Source organism: Shimia sp. R9_1 (assembly GCF_017743775.1).
Classification (GTDB): Bacteria; Pseudomonadota; Alphaproteobacteria; order Rhodobacterales; family Rhodobacteraceae; genus Shimia.
In genome coordinates this window covers 161,484-178,361 of sequence record NZ_JAGHRN010000003.1, presented here as the reverse complement: position 1 = coordinate 178,361, position 16,878 = coordinate 161,484, and the positions used below count along the sequence as shown (strand labels likewise).

Sequence of the window (16,878 nt, the reverse complement as noted above, 5' to 3'; positions counted from 1 at the left end):
CAGCCATGTCCGAGACACAGAAAACCGCGACGCTCACCATTGATGGTGCGTCCTACGACTTGCCGGTCTATTCTCCCACCTCCGGCCCGGATGTGCTGGATATCCGCAAACTTTACGGCCAAGCCGGTGTGTTCACCTATGACCCGGGTTTCACCTCCACAGCCTCCTGTGAATCCACCATCACCTATATCGACGGCGAAGAAGGCATTCTGACCCACCGCGGCTATGCAATCGGTGATCTGGCGGGCAAATCCCACTACCTCGAAGTCTGCTACCTGCTGCTTTACGGTACCCTGCCAACCGCAACCGAGCTGGAAGAATTCGAGAACACCATCACGCATCACACCATGCTGCACGAGCAGATGGTGAACTTCTTCCGCGGCTTCCGCCGCGACGCGCACCCGATGGCGATCATGGTGGGTGTGGTTGGCGCAATGTCTGCCTTCTATCACGACAGCACCGACATCAACGACCCGCGCCAGCGCGAGATCGCGTCCCACCGTCTGATCGCAAAGATGCCAACCATCGCGGCGATGGCCTATAAATACACCATCGGTCAGCCGTTTGTGTCCCCACGCAACGATCTGGACTACGCCTCCAACTTCCTGCGCATGTGCTTTGCCGTGCCTGCCGAAGACTATGAGGTGAACCCGATCCTGTCCCGCGCGATGGACCGTATCTTCACCCTGCACGCCGACCACGAGCAGAACGCATCGACCTCCACCGTGCGTCTGGCTTCTTCTTCCGGTGCAAACCCATTTGCCTGTATCGCAGCGGGCATCGCCTGCCTCTGGGGTCCGGCACATGGCGGCGCAAACCAGGCCTGCCTGGAAATGCTGAAAGAAATCGGCTCCGTGGATCGCATCCCGGAATTCATCGCCCGCGCCAAAGACAAGAACGACCCGTTCCGTCTGATGGGCTTTGGTCACCGTGTTTACAAAAACATGGACCCACGCGCGACTGTGATGAAAGAAAGCGCCGACGAAGTGCTGGAGCTGCTGGGCGTCGAAGACAACCCGCTGCTGCAGGTCGCCAAAGAGCTCGAGCACATCGCTCTGAACGACCCGTACTTCAAGGACAAGAAGCTCTTCCCAAACGTGGACTTCTACTCCGGCATCATTCTGGAGGCGATGGGCTTCCCGACCTCCATGTTCACCCCGATCTTCGCCCTGTCCCGGACAGTTGGCTGGATCTCCCAGTGGAAAGAACAGCTGTCCGATCCAGCCCACAAAATCGGCCGTCCGCGCCAGCTGTACCTCGGCGAAGACGTGCGTGGCTACGTGGACATCGAAAACCGCTAAGCGACAGCACAGCCAGACATTTTCAAACGCGCCGATCCTTTTCGGCGCGTTTTCTTTTGCATCAACGGTTTGCTGAGATCGCCTTATGGGTGTGAGAAATGTAAAATTTAAGTCCAATTTTTGACACGTTTAACGTGCAAGTCATCCCTAGATATTACCTGAGCGGGCCAACCTCCTGTCCCTGTGCCCTGTGCCCTGTGCCCTGTGAGAGATCCCAGCCAAACCATCACGGTGCCAACGGCACTGACGGTGGTTTGCAGCGGCCTCCGGGCCAAGAGAGGCGCGCCCGTTCGGAGACATCATAGGCATACCCCGGCGCCATTTGCGCCTGTTTGTTTGGAGATTTTAGAATGTGGATGTTGAGCCTTCTGCTGGTCGGACTGGCTGCTGGCGGATTAATCAGCGACGATGATGATGGCGAAATTGGTATGATCGAAAGCGAAGGTGAGGGTGATGAAGCGGTTTCCGACACCCTAATTGGGGTGACCGAAGGCGAAGATAAGGGTGAAACCGGCCTGCTGCGTGAGGGCAACGACAGCGATAACGCAATTTCGGGCACATCTGGCCACGACATCCTTTCTGGTGAGGGCGGTAATGACACGCTCGATGGCGGTCAAGGACGAGATTACCTGTTCGGCTTCACCGGAGATGACACCCTGCGCGGCGACTTGGACGACGACGTTCTAGCCGGAGGCGAAGGCAACGACCTCCTGAGCGGTGGCGGGGGCAATGACACTCTACGCGGGTATTCTGGAAACGATACACTCAACGGTGGCGCGGGCAACGACTTACTCATAGGCGCCGACATCTCGAACCGCGAAATCGAGATTGGCGATGTCTACAGAGATCGTGCCGCTTCAGGTCCGATCGAGTTCGAGGAGCCAACGGAAAAAGAAGCCAATGTGCTAAACGGCGGCGGCGGCAACGACGAGATTCTGCTCGGCGAAGGGGATACCGCAACTGGCGGCGAAGGAAAGGACCTGTTTCAAATCGGGCAATGGATTGACGAGGATGCCCCGCTGATCACCGATTTTGATGCAAACGAAGATGTTCTTTCCGTTCTGTATGAAGATGATCAACCGTCACCGACCATCACCCTTGAGCGTACTGGAGGCGAAACCCAGGTTCTGGCCAATGGTGTGGTGATGGCACGTATCGCAGGCGATGCGGCAGGCTTGGACGTATCCGATGTGGTTCTGACCGTAGCCTAACAGCCCCAATCAAAACATCAGGCCGCAGGGAACCTCTTGCGGTCTGCCACGCGCAAAACCCGTTGCATGCGTTTGGCGCGATGACTAGGGTGGCGTCAGGGTCCGCAGTTCACCCAGGCGCCGCCGGTCAGTCTGACTTTGCTAAACCTGCGATTTTATGAGCCGACAGCATGCTTTTGCGCGTGTCGTCGATAAGGGCGGCCATCGACCCCGGCTTGAGCTTTTTGCCTCTCGGGACACACGCCAGCCAAAAGGATGCGCTCATGTCCAAAGACGTGACCCCGCTATATGTGGCCGATGTTTCGGCCTTCACCAAACAGCTGCGCCGTTCTCTTGCAGGGCAAGACGCCCTGCCCGGCCATGCGGCCATGATGGGTCTTGTGGCCAAGGCCGCCGGATTTCAGAACCATCAGCACCTGCGCAAGGCCGCCGCCAAAGCACCGCCTGCGCTGGACGAACTGGCCCTCAAACGCGCCCTACGGGTGTTTGACGAAGAGGGCAGGATGTTTCGCTGGCCCAAATGGACCAAGGTGCAGGGCCTCTGCCTCTGGCCCTTCTGGGCGCGCCTGCCCGCCCATCAGGATCTCAGCGAAAAAGAGGTCAATACCGTCCTGAAAGACGGGCTGGCCTTTGACGATTACGTTCTTCTCCGCCGGTCCCTGATCGATCACAAGCTGGCCGAGCGCACCATTGATGGCCGCATCTACCGCCGCATAGAACAAAGGCCAACACCCGAAGCGCTGGCCCTCATGCGACGTCTCAAAGAACGCTGAATGCCGCTCTGCTCCCCATGCCACCGTCTATGGCGGGCGTGGGGTAACAGACTTTAGCGCCCCTCATATTGCGCGGGGCGCTTTTGCAGAAAGGCCACCACGCCTTCCTGAAAATCGCGGGTCTTGCCAAGCTTGCCCTGCCGCTTGGCTTCCTGCTCCATCTGCTTGGTCCAGTCGTTGGCCGAGCTTTCCTGAATGGCGCGTTTGATTTCTTTGTAGGCCAGCGTCGGGCCACTCGCCAAATGCTTCGCGCGCGCCTGCCAATGGGCCTCAAAACCCTCATCCGGCACCGCTTCCCAGATCATCCCCCATTGATCTGCCTGCGTGGCAGAAATGCGCTCACCAAAAAGCGCGGCACCCATGGCTTTGGCGGTGCCCATGCGACGCGGCAGCTCATAGGTGCCGCCTGCGTCCGGCATCAATCCAATCCGGCTGAAGGCCTGCAGGAAGTAGGCGCTCTCCGCCGCGATCACCACATCCGCCGCCAGCGCCAGATTGGCCCCCGCCCCGGCAGCTGCCCCGTTCACCGCGCTGATGGTCGGGATCGACAGATCGCGCAGCGCGCGCAGCATCGGCATGTATTCGTCCCGCAGCGTGCGCTCCAGATCCACATGCGCGGCATTTGCACCGTCCCCCAGATCCTGTCCGGAACAAAACGCGCCCCCCGCGCCGGTCAGCACCAGCACGCGCGCAGTTTCACCGGCGGCAATGATGGCATCTGTGATTTCCGCACGCATTTGCTGCGTCATCGCGTTCAACGTCTCAGGCCGATTGAACGTGATCACGGCCACGCCGTCCTCTACGGCATAAGTGATCGTCTGATAATCCATGAAGTTTCTCCCTCTCCCCGACAATTCATCGCTAAATTGTGCGGTTCCTCAAGGGGGAATTTGCGTCAGTCTTCAAGGATTTCCTTTAATCGGGCCGCCTCTTCGGCGCTGAGCTTGCGTTCGGTCGGCGCACGCGCCTGAGAGCGCCGCCGCGCATAGGCCAGCCCCATGCCAAGCGCGATGATCAGCATCGCCGGACCCGCCAGATAAAGCACGAGGTTGGAGCCGGTGGTGCGCGGCCGCAGCAACACATATTCGCCGTAACGCTCCACCACAAAATCCACCACGCCTTCGTTGCTGTCCCCAGCCACAAGGCGCTCGCGCACCAACAGGCGCAGATCACGCGCCAGCTGCGCGTTGCTTTCGTCAATGCTCTCATTGCGGCACACAAGGCACCGCAAATCCTTGGAAATTTCCCGCGCGCGCTCTTCCAGAACGGGATCGGCCAAGACCTCATCAGGCTGCACAGCCGCGCTTGGTCCTGCCACCAGCATCGCCAGGGTCAATGCGGCTCCGAATTTGCGTAGGGCGTTCAACATCTCAAACCTCATTCCGCCGGCACACCGCCGCTTGGCGCTTTGCGCGCGCCCGCAGCCACGCGATAACGCCGGTCACTCAGGCTCAGACAGCCGCCAAGCGCCATCAGGAACGATCCCATCCAGATCCAGTTGGTCAGGGGCTTGATATAGGTGCGCACCGTATAGGCCCCGCCCAGCTGTTCATCGCCAAGCGCCAGATACACATCCCGCAGCACGCGATAATCAATCGACGCCTCGGTGGTTGGCATCCCCGCTATCGGATAGACCCGCTTTTCCGGATGCAGCATGGCGATTTCTCGGCCACCGCTGCGCACCCGAATATCCGCCATGGTGCTCAGATAGTTCGGCCCTTCCACATCACGCACATTCTCGAGCGTGATCTCAAACGCGCCGACGGTGTATGGCTCATTGAGCTGCGCCACACGGATGTCTTCCTGCTCCCAGGCCATCAGACCGGCAACGCCAAACATGGTCACGCCAAGCCCCGCATGGGCCACCGCCTTGCCCCAATCCGCACGCGGAAGCCGCGTCATCCGGCCCAATCGAGCCTTCAGATCGCCGCGTCCGGTGCGGGAGAGCAGATCCGTCGCCGAACCAAAGACCAGCCATGCGCCAAGGAACAGCCCAACCGGCCCCAGAAGCGACCGTCCGCTCTGCATCGCCCAGACCAGCCCGGCCAGCGCAAACGCCAGCATCAATGCAGGCATCAACGGCTTCATCGCCTTACCAAGCTTGGCCCGCTTCCACGGCAGCATCGCCCCAATTGGAAGGATCGCACCCAGCAGCACCATGAAAGGTGTGAATGCCATATTGAAGAAGGGCGGGCCCACGCTCAACTTGCGGGCAAAGGCAAGCTCGCTCACCAGCGGCCAGATGGTGCCGATAAAGACCACAAAACAGGACACCGCCAGCAGGATATTGTTGAGCACCAGCGCGGTTTCCCGGCTCACCACACCAAACACGCCCTTGGCTTCCATCGCCCCGGCCCGTGCCGCAAACAGGGTCAGCCCGCCGCCGGTGAACACCGCCAAAATGGCCAGAATGAACACACCGCGCTCCGGGTCATTGGCAAAGGCATGCACGGAGGTAATCACACCGGAGCGCACAATGAAGGTCCCGATCAGGGAGAAGCTGAACGCCATGATCGCGAGCAGGATCGTCCAGCTTTTCAGCGATTCACGTTTTTCCACCACAATGGCGGAGTGCAGCAGCGCCGCCGCCAGAAGCCATGGCATGAAGGAGGCGTTTTCCACCGGATCCCAGAACCAGAAGCCGCCCCAGCCCAGCTCGTAATAGGCCCACCAGGAGCCAAGCGCGATGCCAATGGTCAGAAACACCCAGGCCGCCAACGTCCAGGGCCGCACCCAGCGCCCCCAGGCCGCATCCACACGGCCTTCAAGTAGCGCGGCAATCGCAAAGGAGAACGCCATGCTCAGTCCCACGTAGCCCAGATAGAGGAACGGCGGGTGCAGCGCGAGGCCCACGTCCTGCAGAAGCGGGTTCAGATCACCACCGTCAAACGGCACCACATCCATCCGCAAAAACGGGTTGGAGGTCAGAAGGATAAAGGCAAAAAACGCAACCGCAACAGAGGCTTGCACCGCCAAAGCGCGGGCGCGCAGGGTTGCCGGCAGATTGCCGCCAAACCACGCCAGACAGGCGCCAAAGATGGTCAGAATAAACACCCAGAGCAGCATGGAGCCCTCATGGTTCCCCCAGACACCGCTCACTTTATAGAGCATGGGCTTCAGCGTGTGGGAGTTGCTCACCACCAGCTGCACGGAGAAATCAGACACCACAAAGGCATAGGTCAGCGCCGCAAATGAGAAGCCTGTGAACAGAAACTGCAAGCCCGCAGCCGGTTCGGCCACAGCCATCCAACCGGGCCATCGCTTATGCGCGCCAACAAGAGGAACGATTGCCTGCACCACGGCGGTGACGGCGGCTAGGATCAGTGCGAAATGGCCGAGCTCTACTATCATGGCGTCTATATAGACCTGCCTCCCCAAGGGTCCAATGCAATTCGGCGTAAATCTCGGTCCAGATTGTCGCGCCCTCAGCCTGCCGTTTTGCGCCAATCATCTAGGACAGGGTTCTTCAGGCCTTCCGGCCCCTCTGCACTCTGCTTTGGCGCACGGGCGTCTGCCCGCTCGTCCGCGCCTGCATCGTCCTCTCGTTTCTGGATGTTTTCCAACGTCTCAATGGCCTCCACAACCTGCGGCACCTGCTTCAAGTTCTGCGACATACTGCGTTGAAATTCCTGCCCTTTCGCCTGATGCCTCGCGCCAAAGTAGAAACTCACAATCACGCCCAACAGCCACCACATCGGATCAGGCACCAGCGCAATACCGGTCATGCGCGCCGCAAACCACACCGGATCCACCATGGCCGCCACAAACAGCGCCAGACAGCCGATTGCCATGGCCGGGCGCGGCACGCGGTTGATCCCGTCCATCAGCCGGTCAAACACCCCGCGGTCAACCGTCCGGAACTCTTCCGCATGGCTCTGCATCGCCGCGATCTGCACGTCCTGCGCCCGCTGCGCCCCTGCTTCCGCGTTCTCCCGAAACACCTCTGCGGTCTCCGCAATCACATTGCGCCCGCCGCCAAACACAAAGGACAGCGCCCGTTCAATCAGCCCCATGACGCCACCCGTTTCTGAAACTCCTCCGCACTCAGGTGATATCGGGGCGAGATGAACTCCTCCGCCCGCTTGATCCACCCCCCCTTATGGCCTGCCCGCGTGCGCGCATATTTGCGCGATTTGGGGCGCAGATCCGCCAGCCGGAAATAATAGTTCCGCCGTGCCACCCCGTAAGCATCGGCAAGATGATGCGGCGCCAGCGCGGCAGCGGCCTCACAGGCGGCAATGGTCTGCGGGCCAATCTGCCCGTCCACCGTGACCTGCTGTCCCATCTGCACAAGCAACCGCTGCAGAATTTTCACCGCATTGCCGCCTGCATTGACATACATGTCAAAGACTGAGGCTTGCAAAACCTCCGGCAAACTGCTGATCCCCGGGGCCTCATAGTAGTGTTTCAGAAAAACCCGTTCCACATCTTCCCGGGTGAGCGCACGAATGTCTGCTACATCCACATCGCCATCCCCGTCTTTGTCCAACCCAAGCCGCCGCGCCGTATGGATGGTCACGCCAAATTTGGTCGCCCCGCCCGGATCATCCGGATCATCCACAAAACCCCCTTCGCGGGCCACGATCTCCCGCGCGATTTGCTGCACATTCAACATTCTGTCGCCCTCCTGTGCCTGACACGGCCAAGCTGGCACGCCTGCGTTAAGCCCCTCTAAGCCCGCCGCACGCTGCTGTTGCGCGCATAGAAAAACCCGCAAGCCGTCAGACCTGCGGGTTCAAATCTCTGTTGAAAGGGGCTGCGGTCAGCCTTCGCTTTCCGGCTCCTGATATACGCCCTGCTCTTTCAGCGCGTCCACCACCTCTTTGGGCATATAGGTCTCATCGTGTTTGGCGAGGATTTCCGTCGCCACAAACACACCGTCCACATAAGAGCCTGTGCCCACCATGCCCTCGTTCTCTTTGAACAGATCCGGCAGGATGCCGGTGAAGGTCACAGGCACCGACGCACCGCCATCTGTTACGGAAAACCGTACGGTTTCGCCGTCAGCCCGCACCAGTGTACCATCCTCAACCAGCCCGCCAATGCGGAACACTTCGTTGGCCGCAGGCGGCTCTTCAAGCACCTGAGAAGGTGAGCGGAAGAAATTGATCCCATCTCGCATCGCATAGCCGATCAAAGCGGTGGATACGATCATGGCTACGAAGGTCAGGATGATCACCTGGATCCGACGTTGCTTTTTCAGGCTCTTCATTTTTAGTCTCCCGCGCCACAGCGCATTTTACGGGAAGCAAGGCGCCAGCATCAGGCCGGCGGTTTCCTCTTCTCCCAACATCAGGTTGGCGTTTTGCAACGCCTGCCCGCTGGACCCTTTGGTCAGGTTGTCCAACGCCGCAATCACAATCGCGCGCCCCTCGATCCGGTCTCCGGTCACGCCGATATGGCAGAAGTTGGAGCCCCGCACATGGCGCGTGCTCGGCGCTTCGCCAAAGGGCAGAACCTCGATGAACGGCTCATCGCCATAGGCCGCCGCGAGGGTCGCATGGATCTCCGCCGGATCCCCCTGCACGTACACCGTCGCCAGAATGCCCCGGTTTGCAGGCACCAGATGCGGGGTGAACTGTACCTTCACCTCGCGCCCCGCAATCTTGGAGAATTCCTGATCGAACTCGCCCAGATGCCGGTGCGTGCCGCCAATGGCATAGGCATGGTAGCCTTCGCTCAGCTCCGCATGCAGCAGGTTCTCTTTCAAGGACCGCCCTGCGCCGGATACTGCACATTTCAGGTCCAGAATGATCTGATCGAGATCAATCACACCCGCTTCAATCAGCGGGCGCAGCGCAAACTGTCCGGTTGCCGCGTTGCAGCCGGTACCGGCCACAATCCGCGCCGCCTTGATCTCTTCGCGGTAAAATTCGGTGAGGCCATAGACAGCCTCTTGCTGTATTTCGAGCGCATCATGCTGGCCGCCATACCATTTGGCGTATTCTTCCGGGTCGCGCAGACGGAAATCCGCGCTCAGATCCACAACCTTAACTCCAGAAGGCAAAGCCTTGATAACCTTCTGAGAAGTCGCGTGCGGCAAGGCGCAGAAACACAGATCCACATCAGCAAAATCAATCTCGTCGATCTTGCACAGGGTCGGCAACTCCAGATGGCGCAGATGCGGGAACACCGCAGACATCTCCATACCTGCCTTGCGATCTGCGGACAGGGCCACAATCTCCATGCTCGGATGGGTGGCGATCAAACGCACCAATTCGGCTCCGGTATAGCCACTGGCGCCAAGAATTGCGATTTTATGGGTCATCTCAAAGACCTCTTTCCTGTTGTTGGCCACAGCTGTTCAGCCGGCCACCCCGTCACCTGCGGGGTAAATAATCAAAAATCGGGGGTTTTGCGAGAGCCTGCGCCCGCAGGTCGCATGTGGCTCTCTTCACGATCGGGTGTTAGGCCGATTCAAAGGTAATTCGTCGTCGCAAAAACTGCGTCGCCCGGTCAGAGACCTTGCGCACGTCGCCTGTGGTCAGGAACATATTTTTTTCGCCCGTCCCGATCATGGTTGGGTGCCGCTCCAGATAATCCGCCAGTGATTCTGCCACCAGATTGGCCTGACTATACACTTTTACCCCTGCGCCCAAAGCATCTTGGAAGGTGTCATGCATGATCGGGTAATGGGTGCAGCCCAGGATCGCCGCCTGCGGCTCGGGCATTTTGCGCTTCAGAGCATCAACGTGACTGCGCACCAGCGCCTCGGCCAGGATCATATCTCCGTCTTCAATGGCATCCACCACGCCGCCACAGGCCTGTGCCTCCACATCCACGCCAATCGCGCGGAACGCCAGCTCGCGCTGAAACGCGCGGCTTGCCACGGTGGCCGGTGTCGCAAACAATGCCACATGCTGCACATCCACTTCGCGCGGCGGAGAGTTGTCGCCCCAGCTGCGCTCGGTCAACGCCTCAATCAGCGGCACAAAAACGCCCAGCACCCGCTTGTCCGTCGGCACCCAGCTTTCCTGCATACGGCGCAACGCGGCCGCGCTTGCGGTGTTACAGGCGAGGATCACCAGATCGCAGCCCGCTTCCCACATCCGCTCCACCGCCTTGGTGGTCAGATCATACACATCATCTGCATCGCGCACCCCGTAAGGCGCATGCGCATTATCGCCGAAATACACAATCGGCACCTCCGGCAAGCGCTTGCTCACCGCGTCATAAACGGTCAGACCGCCCAGACCACTGTCAAAAATCCCAACTGCCACAACACACCTCTATCCGCGATCAGGCGCGGTATTTTTCTTCAAACTCAAATCCATAGCCAAAATTGGCAATGGGCTTGGGAGAAAGAGAATAAGTGCTGTCTCGCAGAAAGTCCATGAGCGCCTTAGTGTCTTTGGCGCGGCTGTTGATCGCATTACGGTCAATCGGTTCACCAATCACCACGCGCACCGGCGTATCCACCCGCTTTTTGAACTCCCGGATCAGAAAGCCCATGCGCAGCGTGTAATGCAGATGGCTGGCGATCTGAAACAGGCGGCTGGTGTGCCCGTCAAAGAACACAGGCACCACGGTGGCCTCCGATTTCGCCACCATCCGCGCGGTAAACCCGCGCCAGCCGGGATCAAGCGGCGTGCCAAAAGGTGTCTCTGCCGTGCTGACCGTACCGCCGGGGAAAATCCCGATGGCCCCGCCCTCTTTCAGGTAATTCAGCGCGGTCTTGCGGGTTTCCAGATTCTGTTTCACCGCCTCTTTGGTCTCATCAAAGCTGACCGGCAGAATGACGCGGTTGAGGTCTTCGGCCTTGAGAAACACCTGATGCGCCAGAATGCGGAAATCGCCGCGCGTCTGGCTGAGGATATTGCCCATCATCAGCCCGTCAAGAATCCCGTAAGGGTGGTTGGCGATCATGATCAGCGGGCCGGTTTTGGGAATATTGGTGAGGCTCCCGCCCACCACATCCAGCGACAGCCCATAGCGCTCGCGCATCACCGCCCAGAAATCCCGCCCCGCAGCCACTTCCGTCTCATAACCCTCAGCGCGCTTAATCAGGCGCAGCCGCCCCGTGGCGTTCTCCATCACACGGATCATCGCACGACCGCTGCGGGTCTGTGCGGAGTAAGCATAACTGATGTCGCGGGCAACTTGGCGTTTGGACGGCATGGGTCTTCTCTGGTCTCTGTGTCCGCGCATCATATGTCAGATATGCGACAGTTTTTTAACCCCTTTGCTTGAGCCTTGCGAAAATTGGCGCAGCCACAAAAAACGCCCACCGCAAAAGCGGCAGGCGTCTCATTTCCTAAAGTGATGGATCGCGATCCTATTCCGCCGCCGCTTTCATCTCATCGCCATCCCGCAGCGCCGCCAAAAGCTCCTCGCGCCGTTTCGCTGCCTTGGCCTCGTTTTCCTGCTTCACCGGACCAAAGCCGCGGATTTGCAGCGGCAATGCCGCCAGCGCCACAGCCGCCTCATGCGGGTTTTCGCCGTGCTCCGCGATCACCATCGCCATATCCGATTCATATTGCTTGATCAGCGCGCGCTCCATCTTGCGTTCTTCTGTACGGCCAAACAGATCCAGCGGCGTGCCGCGCAAGCCTTTGAGTTTCGCAAGCAGCTTAAAGAGACGCAGAGTTTTGGGGCCAAACTCCGATTTTTCCGGCCGGCCATTGGCACCCATCTTCGCCCGTGTGGGCGGTGACAGGTGGAATTTCATGGTGAAATCCCCCTCAAACACCTCTTCAGCCTTGGCACGGCTCTCCAGATGCAGGCGCGCCACCTCATATTCATCCTTATAAGACAACAGCTTATGATAGCCTTTTGCCACCGCTTCCTTCAGACGCTTGTCAGACACGCTGTCCACCAGCTTGCGGTATCGCTTCGCAAGGCGCTTGTTCTGGTATTTCACCAGATGATCCGCACGTAAGGAGATTTTTTCCTCAAGACTCTTGGGCATCTGCACCACTTTCGGGGTTAGCAAAGCCTCTGCATCCTCCGGATAGAGCACCGCCCAGCGACCCACTTCAAAGGCGCGTTGGTTTTTCTCAACTGCCGCCCCGTTCAGCTCAATCGCGGACGTAATCGCCTCATGGCTTAGCGGCACAAGACCCTGCTGCCAGGCCGCGCCAAAAATCATCATGTTGGAGAAGATCCCATCCCCCAGCACGACCCGCGCCAGTTCTGAGGCATCAAACATACTCAGCTGTTCCCGCAGCCGCGCCTGAAGCGCCACCTCAAGCCGCCCGCTGGGCAGTTTGAATTCGGTATTCTGCGTGAAATCGCCGGTGATGATCTCATGGCTGTTGACCACAGCCCCGGTGCGTCCGGTGCTGGTCAGACCAAGAGTTTTTGCCCCGGCACTCACCACCAGATCACCGCCGATCAGCGCATCGCATTCCCCCGTGGCCACACGCACCGCGCTGATGTCATCGCTGCTTTCAGCAATCCGGCAATGGATATGCACCGCGCCACCCTTCTGGGCCAGCCCCGCCATTTCCATCATCGCGGCAGCCTTGCCGTCGATCTGTGCTGCCTGAGACAGGATCGCACCGATGGTCACCACCCCCGTGCCGCCAACACCGGTGATCACCACATTATGGGTGCCGTTGATCTGAGCGAGCTTTGGCGTCGGCATCTCCGGCAGATCCACCGCCGTGGTTGCCGCCTTGCGGATTTTTGCGCCTTCCACGGTCACAAAAGACGGGCAGAACCCATTGAGACAGCTGAAATCTTTGTTGCAGCTGGATTGATTGATCTTGCGCTTGCGCCCCAGCTCGGTTTCCACCGGCTCAATCGAGATACAGTTGGATTGCACCCCGCAATCCCCGCAGCCTTCGCAGACATCGGTGTTGATGAACACCCGCCGATCCGGATCCGGGAACGCGCCCCGTTTGCGGCGGCGACGCTTTTCACTGGCGCAGGTCTGCACGTAAACAATCGCCGTTACACCATTGATATCACGAAACTTCTTTTCAACCGACTTAAGGTTGGCGCGCTCATGAAAGCTGATGCCGCTTGGGAACAGGCTCTGATCCACCTCTTCCTTTTCATCATAGACCACAGCCAGATCCTGCACCCCGATGGCGCGCAGTTCACTGGCAATCCTCTGCGGGCTCAAATCGCCCTCATTGGTCTGCCCACCGGTCATCGCCACCGCGTCGTTGAACAGGATTTTGTAGGTGATGTTGGTGCCCGCCGCCATGGCCGCGCGGATCGCCTGAATGCCGGAGTGGTTATAGGTGCCATCCCCAAGGTTCTGGAACACATGTTTGGTTTTGGAAAACGGCGCTTCGCCTACCCAGTTCGCACCTTCGCCCCCCATATGGGTGTAGCCGGTGGTTTCCCGATCCATCCACTGCACCATATAGTGACAGCCAATCCCTGCATAGGCGCGGCTGCCCTCCGGCACTTTCGTGGAGGTGTTGTGCGGACAGCCCGAACAGAACCACGGCGTGCGCACCGCAATATCCTCAGCATTGTCAGAGCGCTTGGCCTCCAGCAGCGTGTTCATCCCAGCCTTCACCGCATCGGTGCCGCGCCCTTCCTCAATCAGGATCTCACCCAGCTTTTCGGCAATCATGATCGGGTCCAGCGCGCCGCGTGTCGGGAACAGCTCTTCGCGCCCCATCAGCCCCGCACCGCCTTTGTACCAGCCATAGACCCGACGCCCGCGCCGATCATCAAAGATCGCCTCCTTGATCTGGATCTCAATCAGTTTGCGCTTTTCTTCCACAACCACAATCAGATCGAGACCTTCGGCCCATTCGTTAAAGGTGGTCATATCCATCGGGAAGGTCTGTCCCACCTTATAGGTGGTGATCCCCAGCCGCGCGGCCTCCTCCTCGTTTATGCCCAGAAGCTGGAGCGCATGCACCAGGTCGAGCCAGTTCTTACCCGCCGCAACAAAGCCGATCTTCGCACCTGGCTTGCCCCAAACGCGCTTATCCATACGGTTGGCCCGACTAAAGGCCTCCGCGGCAAAGCGTTTGTAGTCGATCATCCGCGCTTCCTGCGCGTGTGGCGTGTCTGCAAGCCGGATGTTCAGCCCTCCCTCGGGCATATCAAATTCAGGCTCTACAAAGCTCAAACGATGCGGATCACCGTTTACAACAGCGGTGGCCTCAATCGTGTCTTTCATGGTTTTCAGGCCAACCCAGACCCCGGCAAAGCGGCTTAGGGCAATGCCGTAGAGGCCAAAATCCATGATCTCCTGCACACCCGCCGGGGACACAACCGGCATATAGGCATCCACCATCGCCCATTCCGACTGGTGCAGCACGGTCGAGCTCTCGCCCGTGTGGTCATCCCCCATCGCCATCAGCACGCCGCCGTGTTTGGAGGTGCCCGCCATATTGGCGTGGCGCATCACATCGCCGGTGCGATCCACCCCCGGCCCCTTGCCGTACCAAAGGCCATAAACCCCGTCGAATTTGCCTTCCCCGCGCAGCTCAGCCTGCTGGCTCCCCCACAGCGCGGTGGCCGCCAGATCCTCGTTCAACCCGGCCTGAAACAGCACATCGGACTCCCGCAGCACCTTCTCAGCCTTGGTCATCTGGCTGTCGACCGCCCCAAGCGGCGAGCCCCGATACCCGGTCACATGCCCGGCCGTGTTCAGCCCCGCCTCCGCGTCACGCGCCTTCTGCATCAGCATCAAACGCACCAACGCCTGCGTGCCATTGAGCATCACACTGTCTTTGGACAGGTCAAACCGGTCGTTTAAGGATACTTTTTGGATACTCATCTTGCGCTCCCCTCGCTGGACGGTCTCTTCCAATATAGGTGCTATAATAAGTCGCAATTGCTGACCTATGTAAACATTTTTTTGAACAAGCGTTCTTTTCTTCTTCCCTATGGAAGATAGTACGCAAAGCAACGACTTTGGATCAAAGAAAATTTTTCACAGCTCAAGCTGTTCGGCGCAGAGGAAATTTCCTGACCCGATCCGGCGGCAAAATCCCCGCGAATGTCAGACGCCCTGCGCGGTCTCCGCATCCTGCCCAAAAGCCGCCCAGTCAGATTGCAAAAACGCTGTAACCTGCTCTGCCGGAACGGCTTTTGCAAAAAGGAAACCCTGCGCTTTCTCACAGGCCAGTTCCCGCACAAAAGCCAGATCCTCAGGCGTCTCGATCCCTTCGGCAGTTACCTCAAGCGCTAGCCCCCGCGCCAATGTCACAATGCCCGCAACGATGCTCTGGTTCTGGGTCTGCTCAGAAATGTCGGTCACAAAGCTGCGATCAATCTTCAGCCCGTCAAAAGGCAACCTCTGCAGACAGGCCAAACTGGAATGGCCGGTGCCAAAATCATCGAGCGCAATCGACACGCCAATGTCCTTAAGCTCCACAATTTTGCGCTCGGCCTCCTCAAAATCATCAATCACCGAGCGCTCTGTCACCTCAAGGATCAGCCGCGCCGCTGGAAACCCTGTTTCCACAAGAATCTCTTGGATCGAGGGGATCAGGTTTGGGTCATTGAACTGCAGACCGGACACATTGAACGACAACGTCAGGTTTTCGTCCCAATCCCGCGCATCCAGACAGGCACGACGCAGTATGCTTTGCCCCATGGCGCCAATCAGCCCGCAATCCTCTGCCAGTTCGACAAACACATCAGGCGGCACAAACCCACGCACGGGATGCTGCCAGCGCGCCAAAATCTCCAGCCCACGAACCTTATTTTTATTTGTGCAAACAATAGGTTGAAACCATGGTTTGATGTCACCATTGGCAATCGCCTCGCGCAGATCAGCGGTGATCTGCGTGCGGTTACGTGATTGCTGATCCTGCGTCTCATCATACCAGGCATAAAGCCCGCGCCCCTGTGAGCGCGCCTGAAAAAGTGCCTTATCCGCCCGCCGCAGCACCTCCGTCACATCGTCATTCGATTGGATTTGCACCAGGCCCGCGCTGACCCCCACATGCACCATCACCTCACCGATCTGGATCGGCTGCGCCAGATCATAAACCAGCCGCTGCGTCGCCCGCTCCACCTTGCGCGCATCGCTGATTTCATCAAACAGCATCACAAATTCATCGCTACCCAAACGGGCCACCACACCGGCGTTGCCGATCTCGCGCACCAGCCGCTCCTTGACCGCCACAAGCGTCGCATCCCCAACCGAATGGCCATGCAGCTCGTTGACAGGCTTGAACCGGTCCAGATCCAACAGCGCCAGAAAGCGCACGCCGTCTTCTGCCTCGCCCTCTGCTGCTTGCTCCTGAATGGCCTCTCCCAAAACCTCTTTGAAGGCGCGCCGGTTAAAGACCCCGGTGAGCGGGTCGTACCGCGCGGAAATCTCCGCCTGCGCGCGCAAGGCTTCCCGCTCGCGCCACAGCCGCTTCAATCGCCGTGCTTGGTAAACGGCCGAGAACAACAGAGCCAGCGTCAGGTTGATGATCAGCATCACAAGCTCATCAAGATCCCAGTCTTCATGCGCGCGGCTGTAGTCATAAAACCATTCAAATGCCTCAAGCCGGGCCAGTATCGGCCAGGTGATCAGCGCCGACAGAAAAAATCCGATGTAGATCCAGTAATGAGGCGCAAACTGCGCTCGTAACGTAGAAAAGTACCGCATGTTAAGTTGGCTCAACGCCTCTCACCAAAAGGATCGGATATTTATGTCGATCTATTCACTAAATGCTGTGC

14 protein-coding genes are annotated in these 16,878 nt (G+C 59.0%); 3 read left to right on the top strand and 11 right to left on the bottom strand.

All coding sequences use genetic code 11. From position 1 onward, the window contains the following. The first annotated feature begins 5 nt into the window (after positions 1-5). From gltA to J7399_RS11840, 3 genes are all read left to right on the top strand, one after another. Positions 6-1,301, top strand: a complete 1,296-nt coding sequence (gene gltA, locus J7399_RS11850) for a citrate synthase (RefSeq protein ID WP_209078954.1) — start codon at positions 6-8, stop codon at positions 1,299-1,301. A 350-nt stretch (positions 1,302-1,651) separates the two neighbouring features. Continuing rightward, positions 1,652-2,512, top strand: coding sequence for a hypothetical protein (locus tag J7399_RS11845; protein WP_209086410.1), 861 nt, complete (start codon positions 1,652-1,654; stop codon positions 2,510-2,512). A gap of 263 nt (positions 2,513-2,775) precedes the next feature. Continuing rightward, positions 2,776-3,285 (top strand): DUF2087 domain-containing protein, encoded by a 510-nt coding sequence (locus J7399_RS11840; RefSeq protein WP_209086407.1) that lies wholly within the window; start codon positions 2,776-2,778, stop codon positions 3,283-3,285. Between the two features lie 53 nt (positions 3,286-3,338). On the opposite strand, the gene J7399_RS11835 is transcribed toward J7399_RS11840, so the two are convergent. The 11 genes from J7399_RS11835 to J7399_RS11785 form a co-directional block, all read right to left on the bottom strand. Next, the gene (locus J7399_RS11835; RefSeq protein ID WP_209086405.1) at positions 3,339-4,115 is read right to left on the bottom strand and encodes an enoyl-CoA hydratase-related protein; all 777 of its coding nucleotides are present in this window, start codon (positions 4,113-4,115) and stop codon (positions 3,339-3,341) included. Between the two features lie 65 nt (positions 4,116-4,180). Continuing rightward, positions 4,181-4,654, bottom strand: a complete 474-nt coding sequence (locus J7399_RS11830) for a cytochrome c-type biogenesis protein (protein WP_209086403.1) — start codon at positions 4,652-4,654, stop codon at positions 4,181-4,183. 8 nt (positions 4,655-4,662) lie between these two features. After that, positions 4,663-6,636 (bottom strand): heme lyase CcmF/NrfE family subunit, encoded by a 1,974-nt coding sequence (locus J7399_RS11825; protein WP_209086401.1) that lies wholly within the window; start codon positions 6,634-6,636, stop codon positions 4,663-4,665. 74 nt (positions 6,637-6,710) lie between these two features. Next, complete coding sequence (locus J7399_RS11820) at positions 6,711-7,298, bottom strand: holin family protein (RefSeq protein WP_209062382.1); 588 nt, start codon at positions 7,296-7,298, stop codon at positions 6,711-6,713. Further along, positions 7,289-7,900, bottom strand: a complete 612-nt coding sequence (locus J7399_RS11815; RefSeq protein ID WP_209062380.1) for a holin-associated N-acetylmuramidase — start codon at positions 7,898-7,900, stop codon at positions 7,289-7,291. The genes J7399_RS11820 and J7399_RS11815 overlap by 10 nt, the downstream gene beginning before the upstream one ends. A 147-nt stretch (positions 7,901-8,047) precedes the next feature. Then, the gene (ccmE, locus tag J7399_RS11810; protein ID WP_209062379.1) at positions 8,048-8,497 is read right to left on the bottom strand and encodes a cytochrome c maturation protein CcmE; all 450 of its coding nucleotides are present in this window, start codon (positions 8,495-8,497) and stop codon (positions 8,048-8,050) included. A 27-nt stretch (positions 8,498-8,524) separates the two neighbouring features. Continuing rightward, positions 8,525-9,553 carry an N-acetyl-gamma-glutamyl-phosphate reductase gene (gene argC, locus J7399_RS11805; protein ID WP_209086399.1) on the bottom strand — a complete coding sequence of 343 codons (1,029 nt, stop codon included), beginning with the start codon at positions 9,551-9,553 and terminating at the stop codon, positions 8,525-8,527. A 139-nt stretch (positions 9,554-9,692) separates the two neighbouring features. Beyond that, the gene (gene murI / locus J7399_RS11800) at positions 9,693-10,505 is read right to left on the bottom strand and encodes a glutamate racemase (RefSeq protein WP_209086396.1); all 813 of its coding nucleotides are present in this window, start codon (positions 10,503-10,505) and stop codon (positions 9,693-9,695) included. Positions 10,506-10,524: 19 nt separating this feature from the next. Then, positions 10,525-11,403: a lysophospholipid acyltransferase family protein gene (locus tag J7399_RS11795; RefSeq protein WP_209086394.1), complete on the bottom strand. Its 879-nt coding sequence runs from the start codon at positions 11,401-11,403 to the stop codon at positions 10,525-10,527. Positions 11,404-11,560: 157 nt separating this feature from the next. Next, positions 11,561-14,977 carry an indolepyruvate ferredoxin oxidoreductase family protein gene (locus J7399_RS11790; RefSeq protein WP_209086392.1) on the bottom strand — a complete coding sequence of 1,139 codons (3,417 nt, stop codon included), beginning with the start codon at positions 14,975-14,977 and terminating at the stop codon, positions 11,561-11,563. A 225-nt stretch (positions 14,978-15,202) separates the two neighbouring features. Continuing rightward, positions 15,203-16,807, bottom strand: a complete 1,605-nt coding sequence (locus J7399_RS11785; protein WP_209086390.1) for an EAL domain-containing protein — start codon at positions 16,805-16,807, stop codon at positions 15,203-15,205. Positions 16,808-16,878 lie beyond the last annotated feature (71 nt).

What these genes read in the sequence shown, in the direction of transcription:
- J7399_RS11830 (WP_209086403.1), bottom strand. Translation starts at nt 4,654, where the DNA reads ATGTTGAACGCCCTACGCAAATTCGGAGCCGCATTGACCCTGGCGATG.
- J7399_RS11840 (WP_209086407.1), top strand. Translation starts at nt 2,776, where the DNA reads ATGTCCAAAGACGTGACCCCGCTATATGTGGCCGATGTTTCGGCCTTC.
- J7399_RS11815 (WP_209062380.1), bottom strand. Translation starts at nt 7,900, where the DNA reads ATGTTGAATGTGCAGCAAATCGCGCGGGAGATCGTGGCCCGCGAAGGG.
- ccmE (WP_209062379.1), bottom strand. Translation starts at nt 8,497, where the DNA reads ATGAAGAGCCTGAAAAAGCAACGTCGGATCCAGGTGATCATCCTGACC.
- J7399_RS11785 (WP_209086390.1), bottom strand. Translation starts at nt 16,807, where the DNA reads ATGCGGTACTTTTCTACGTTACGAGCGCAGTTTGCGCCTCATTACTGG.
- argC (WP_209086399.1), bottom strand. Translation starts at nt 9,553, where the DNA reads ATGACCCATAAAATCGCAATTCTTGGCGCCAGTGGCTATACCGGAGCC.
- gltA (WP_209078954.1), top strand. Translation starts at nt 6, where the DNA reads ATGTCCGAGACACAGAAAACCGCGACGCTCACCATTGATGGTGCGTCC.
- J7399_RS11825 (WP_209086401.1), bottom strand. Translation starts at nt 6,636, where the DNA reads ATGATAGTAGAGCTCGGCCATTTCGCACTGATCCTAGCCGCCGTCACC.
- J7399_RS11820 (WP_209062382.1), bottom strand. Translation starts at nt 7,298, where the DNA reads ATGGGGCTGATTGAACGGGCGCTGTCCTTTGTGTTTGGCGGCGGGCGC.
- J7399_RS11845 (WP_209086410.1), top strand. Translation starts at nt 1,652, where the DNA reads ATGTGGATGTTGAGCCTTCTGCTGGTCGGACTGGCTGCTGGCGGATTA.
- J7399_RS11790 (WP_209086392.1), bottom strand. Translation starts at nt 14,977, where the DNA reads ATGAGTATCCAAAAAGTATCCTTAAACGACCGGTTTGACCTGTCCAAA.
- J7399_RS11795 (WP_209086394.1), bottom strand. Translation starts at nt 11,403, where the DNA reads ATGCCGTCCAAACGCCAAGTTGCCCGCGACATCAGTTATGCTTACTCC.
- J7399_RS11835 (WP_209086405.1), bottom strand. Translation starts at nt 4,115, where the DNA reads ATGGATTATCAGACGATCACTTATGCCGTAGAGGACGGCGTGGCCGTG.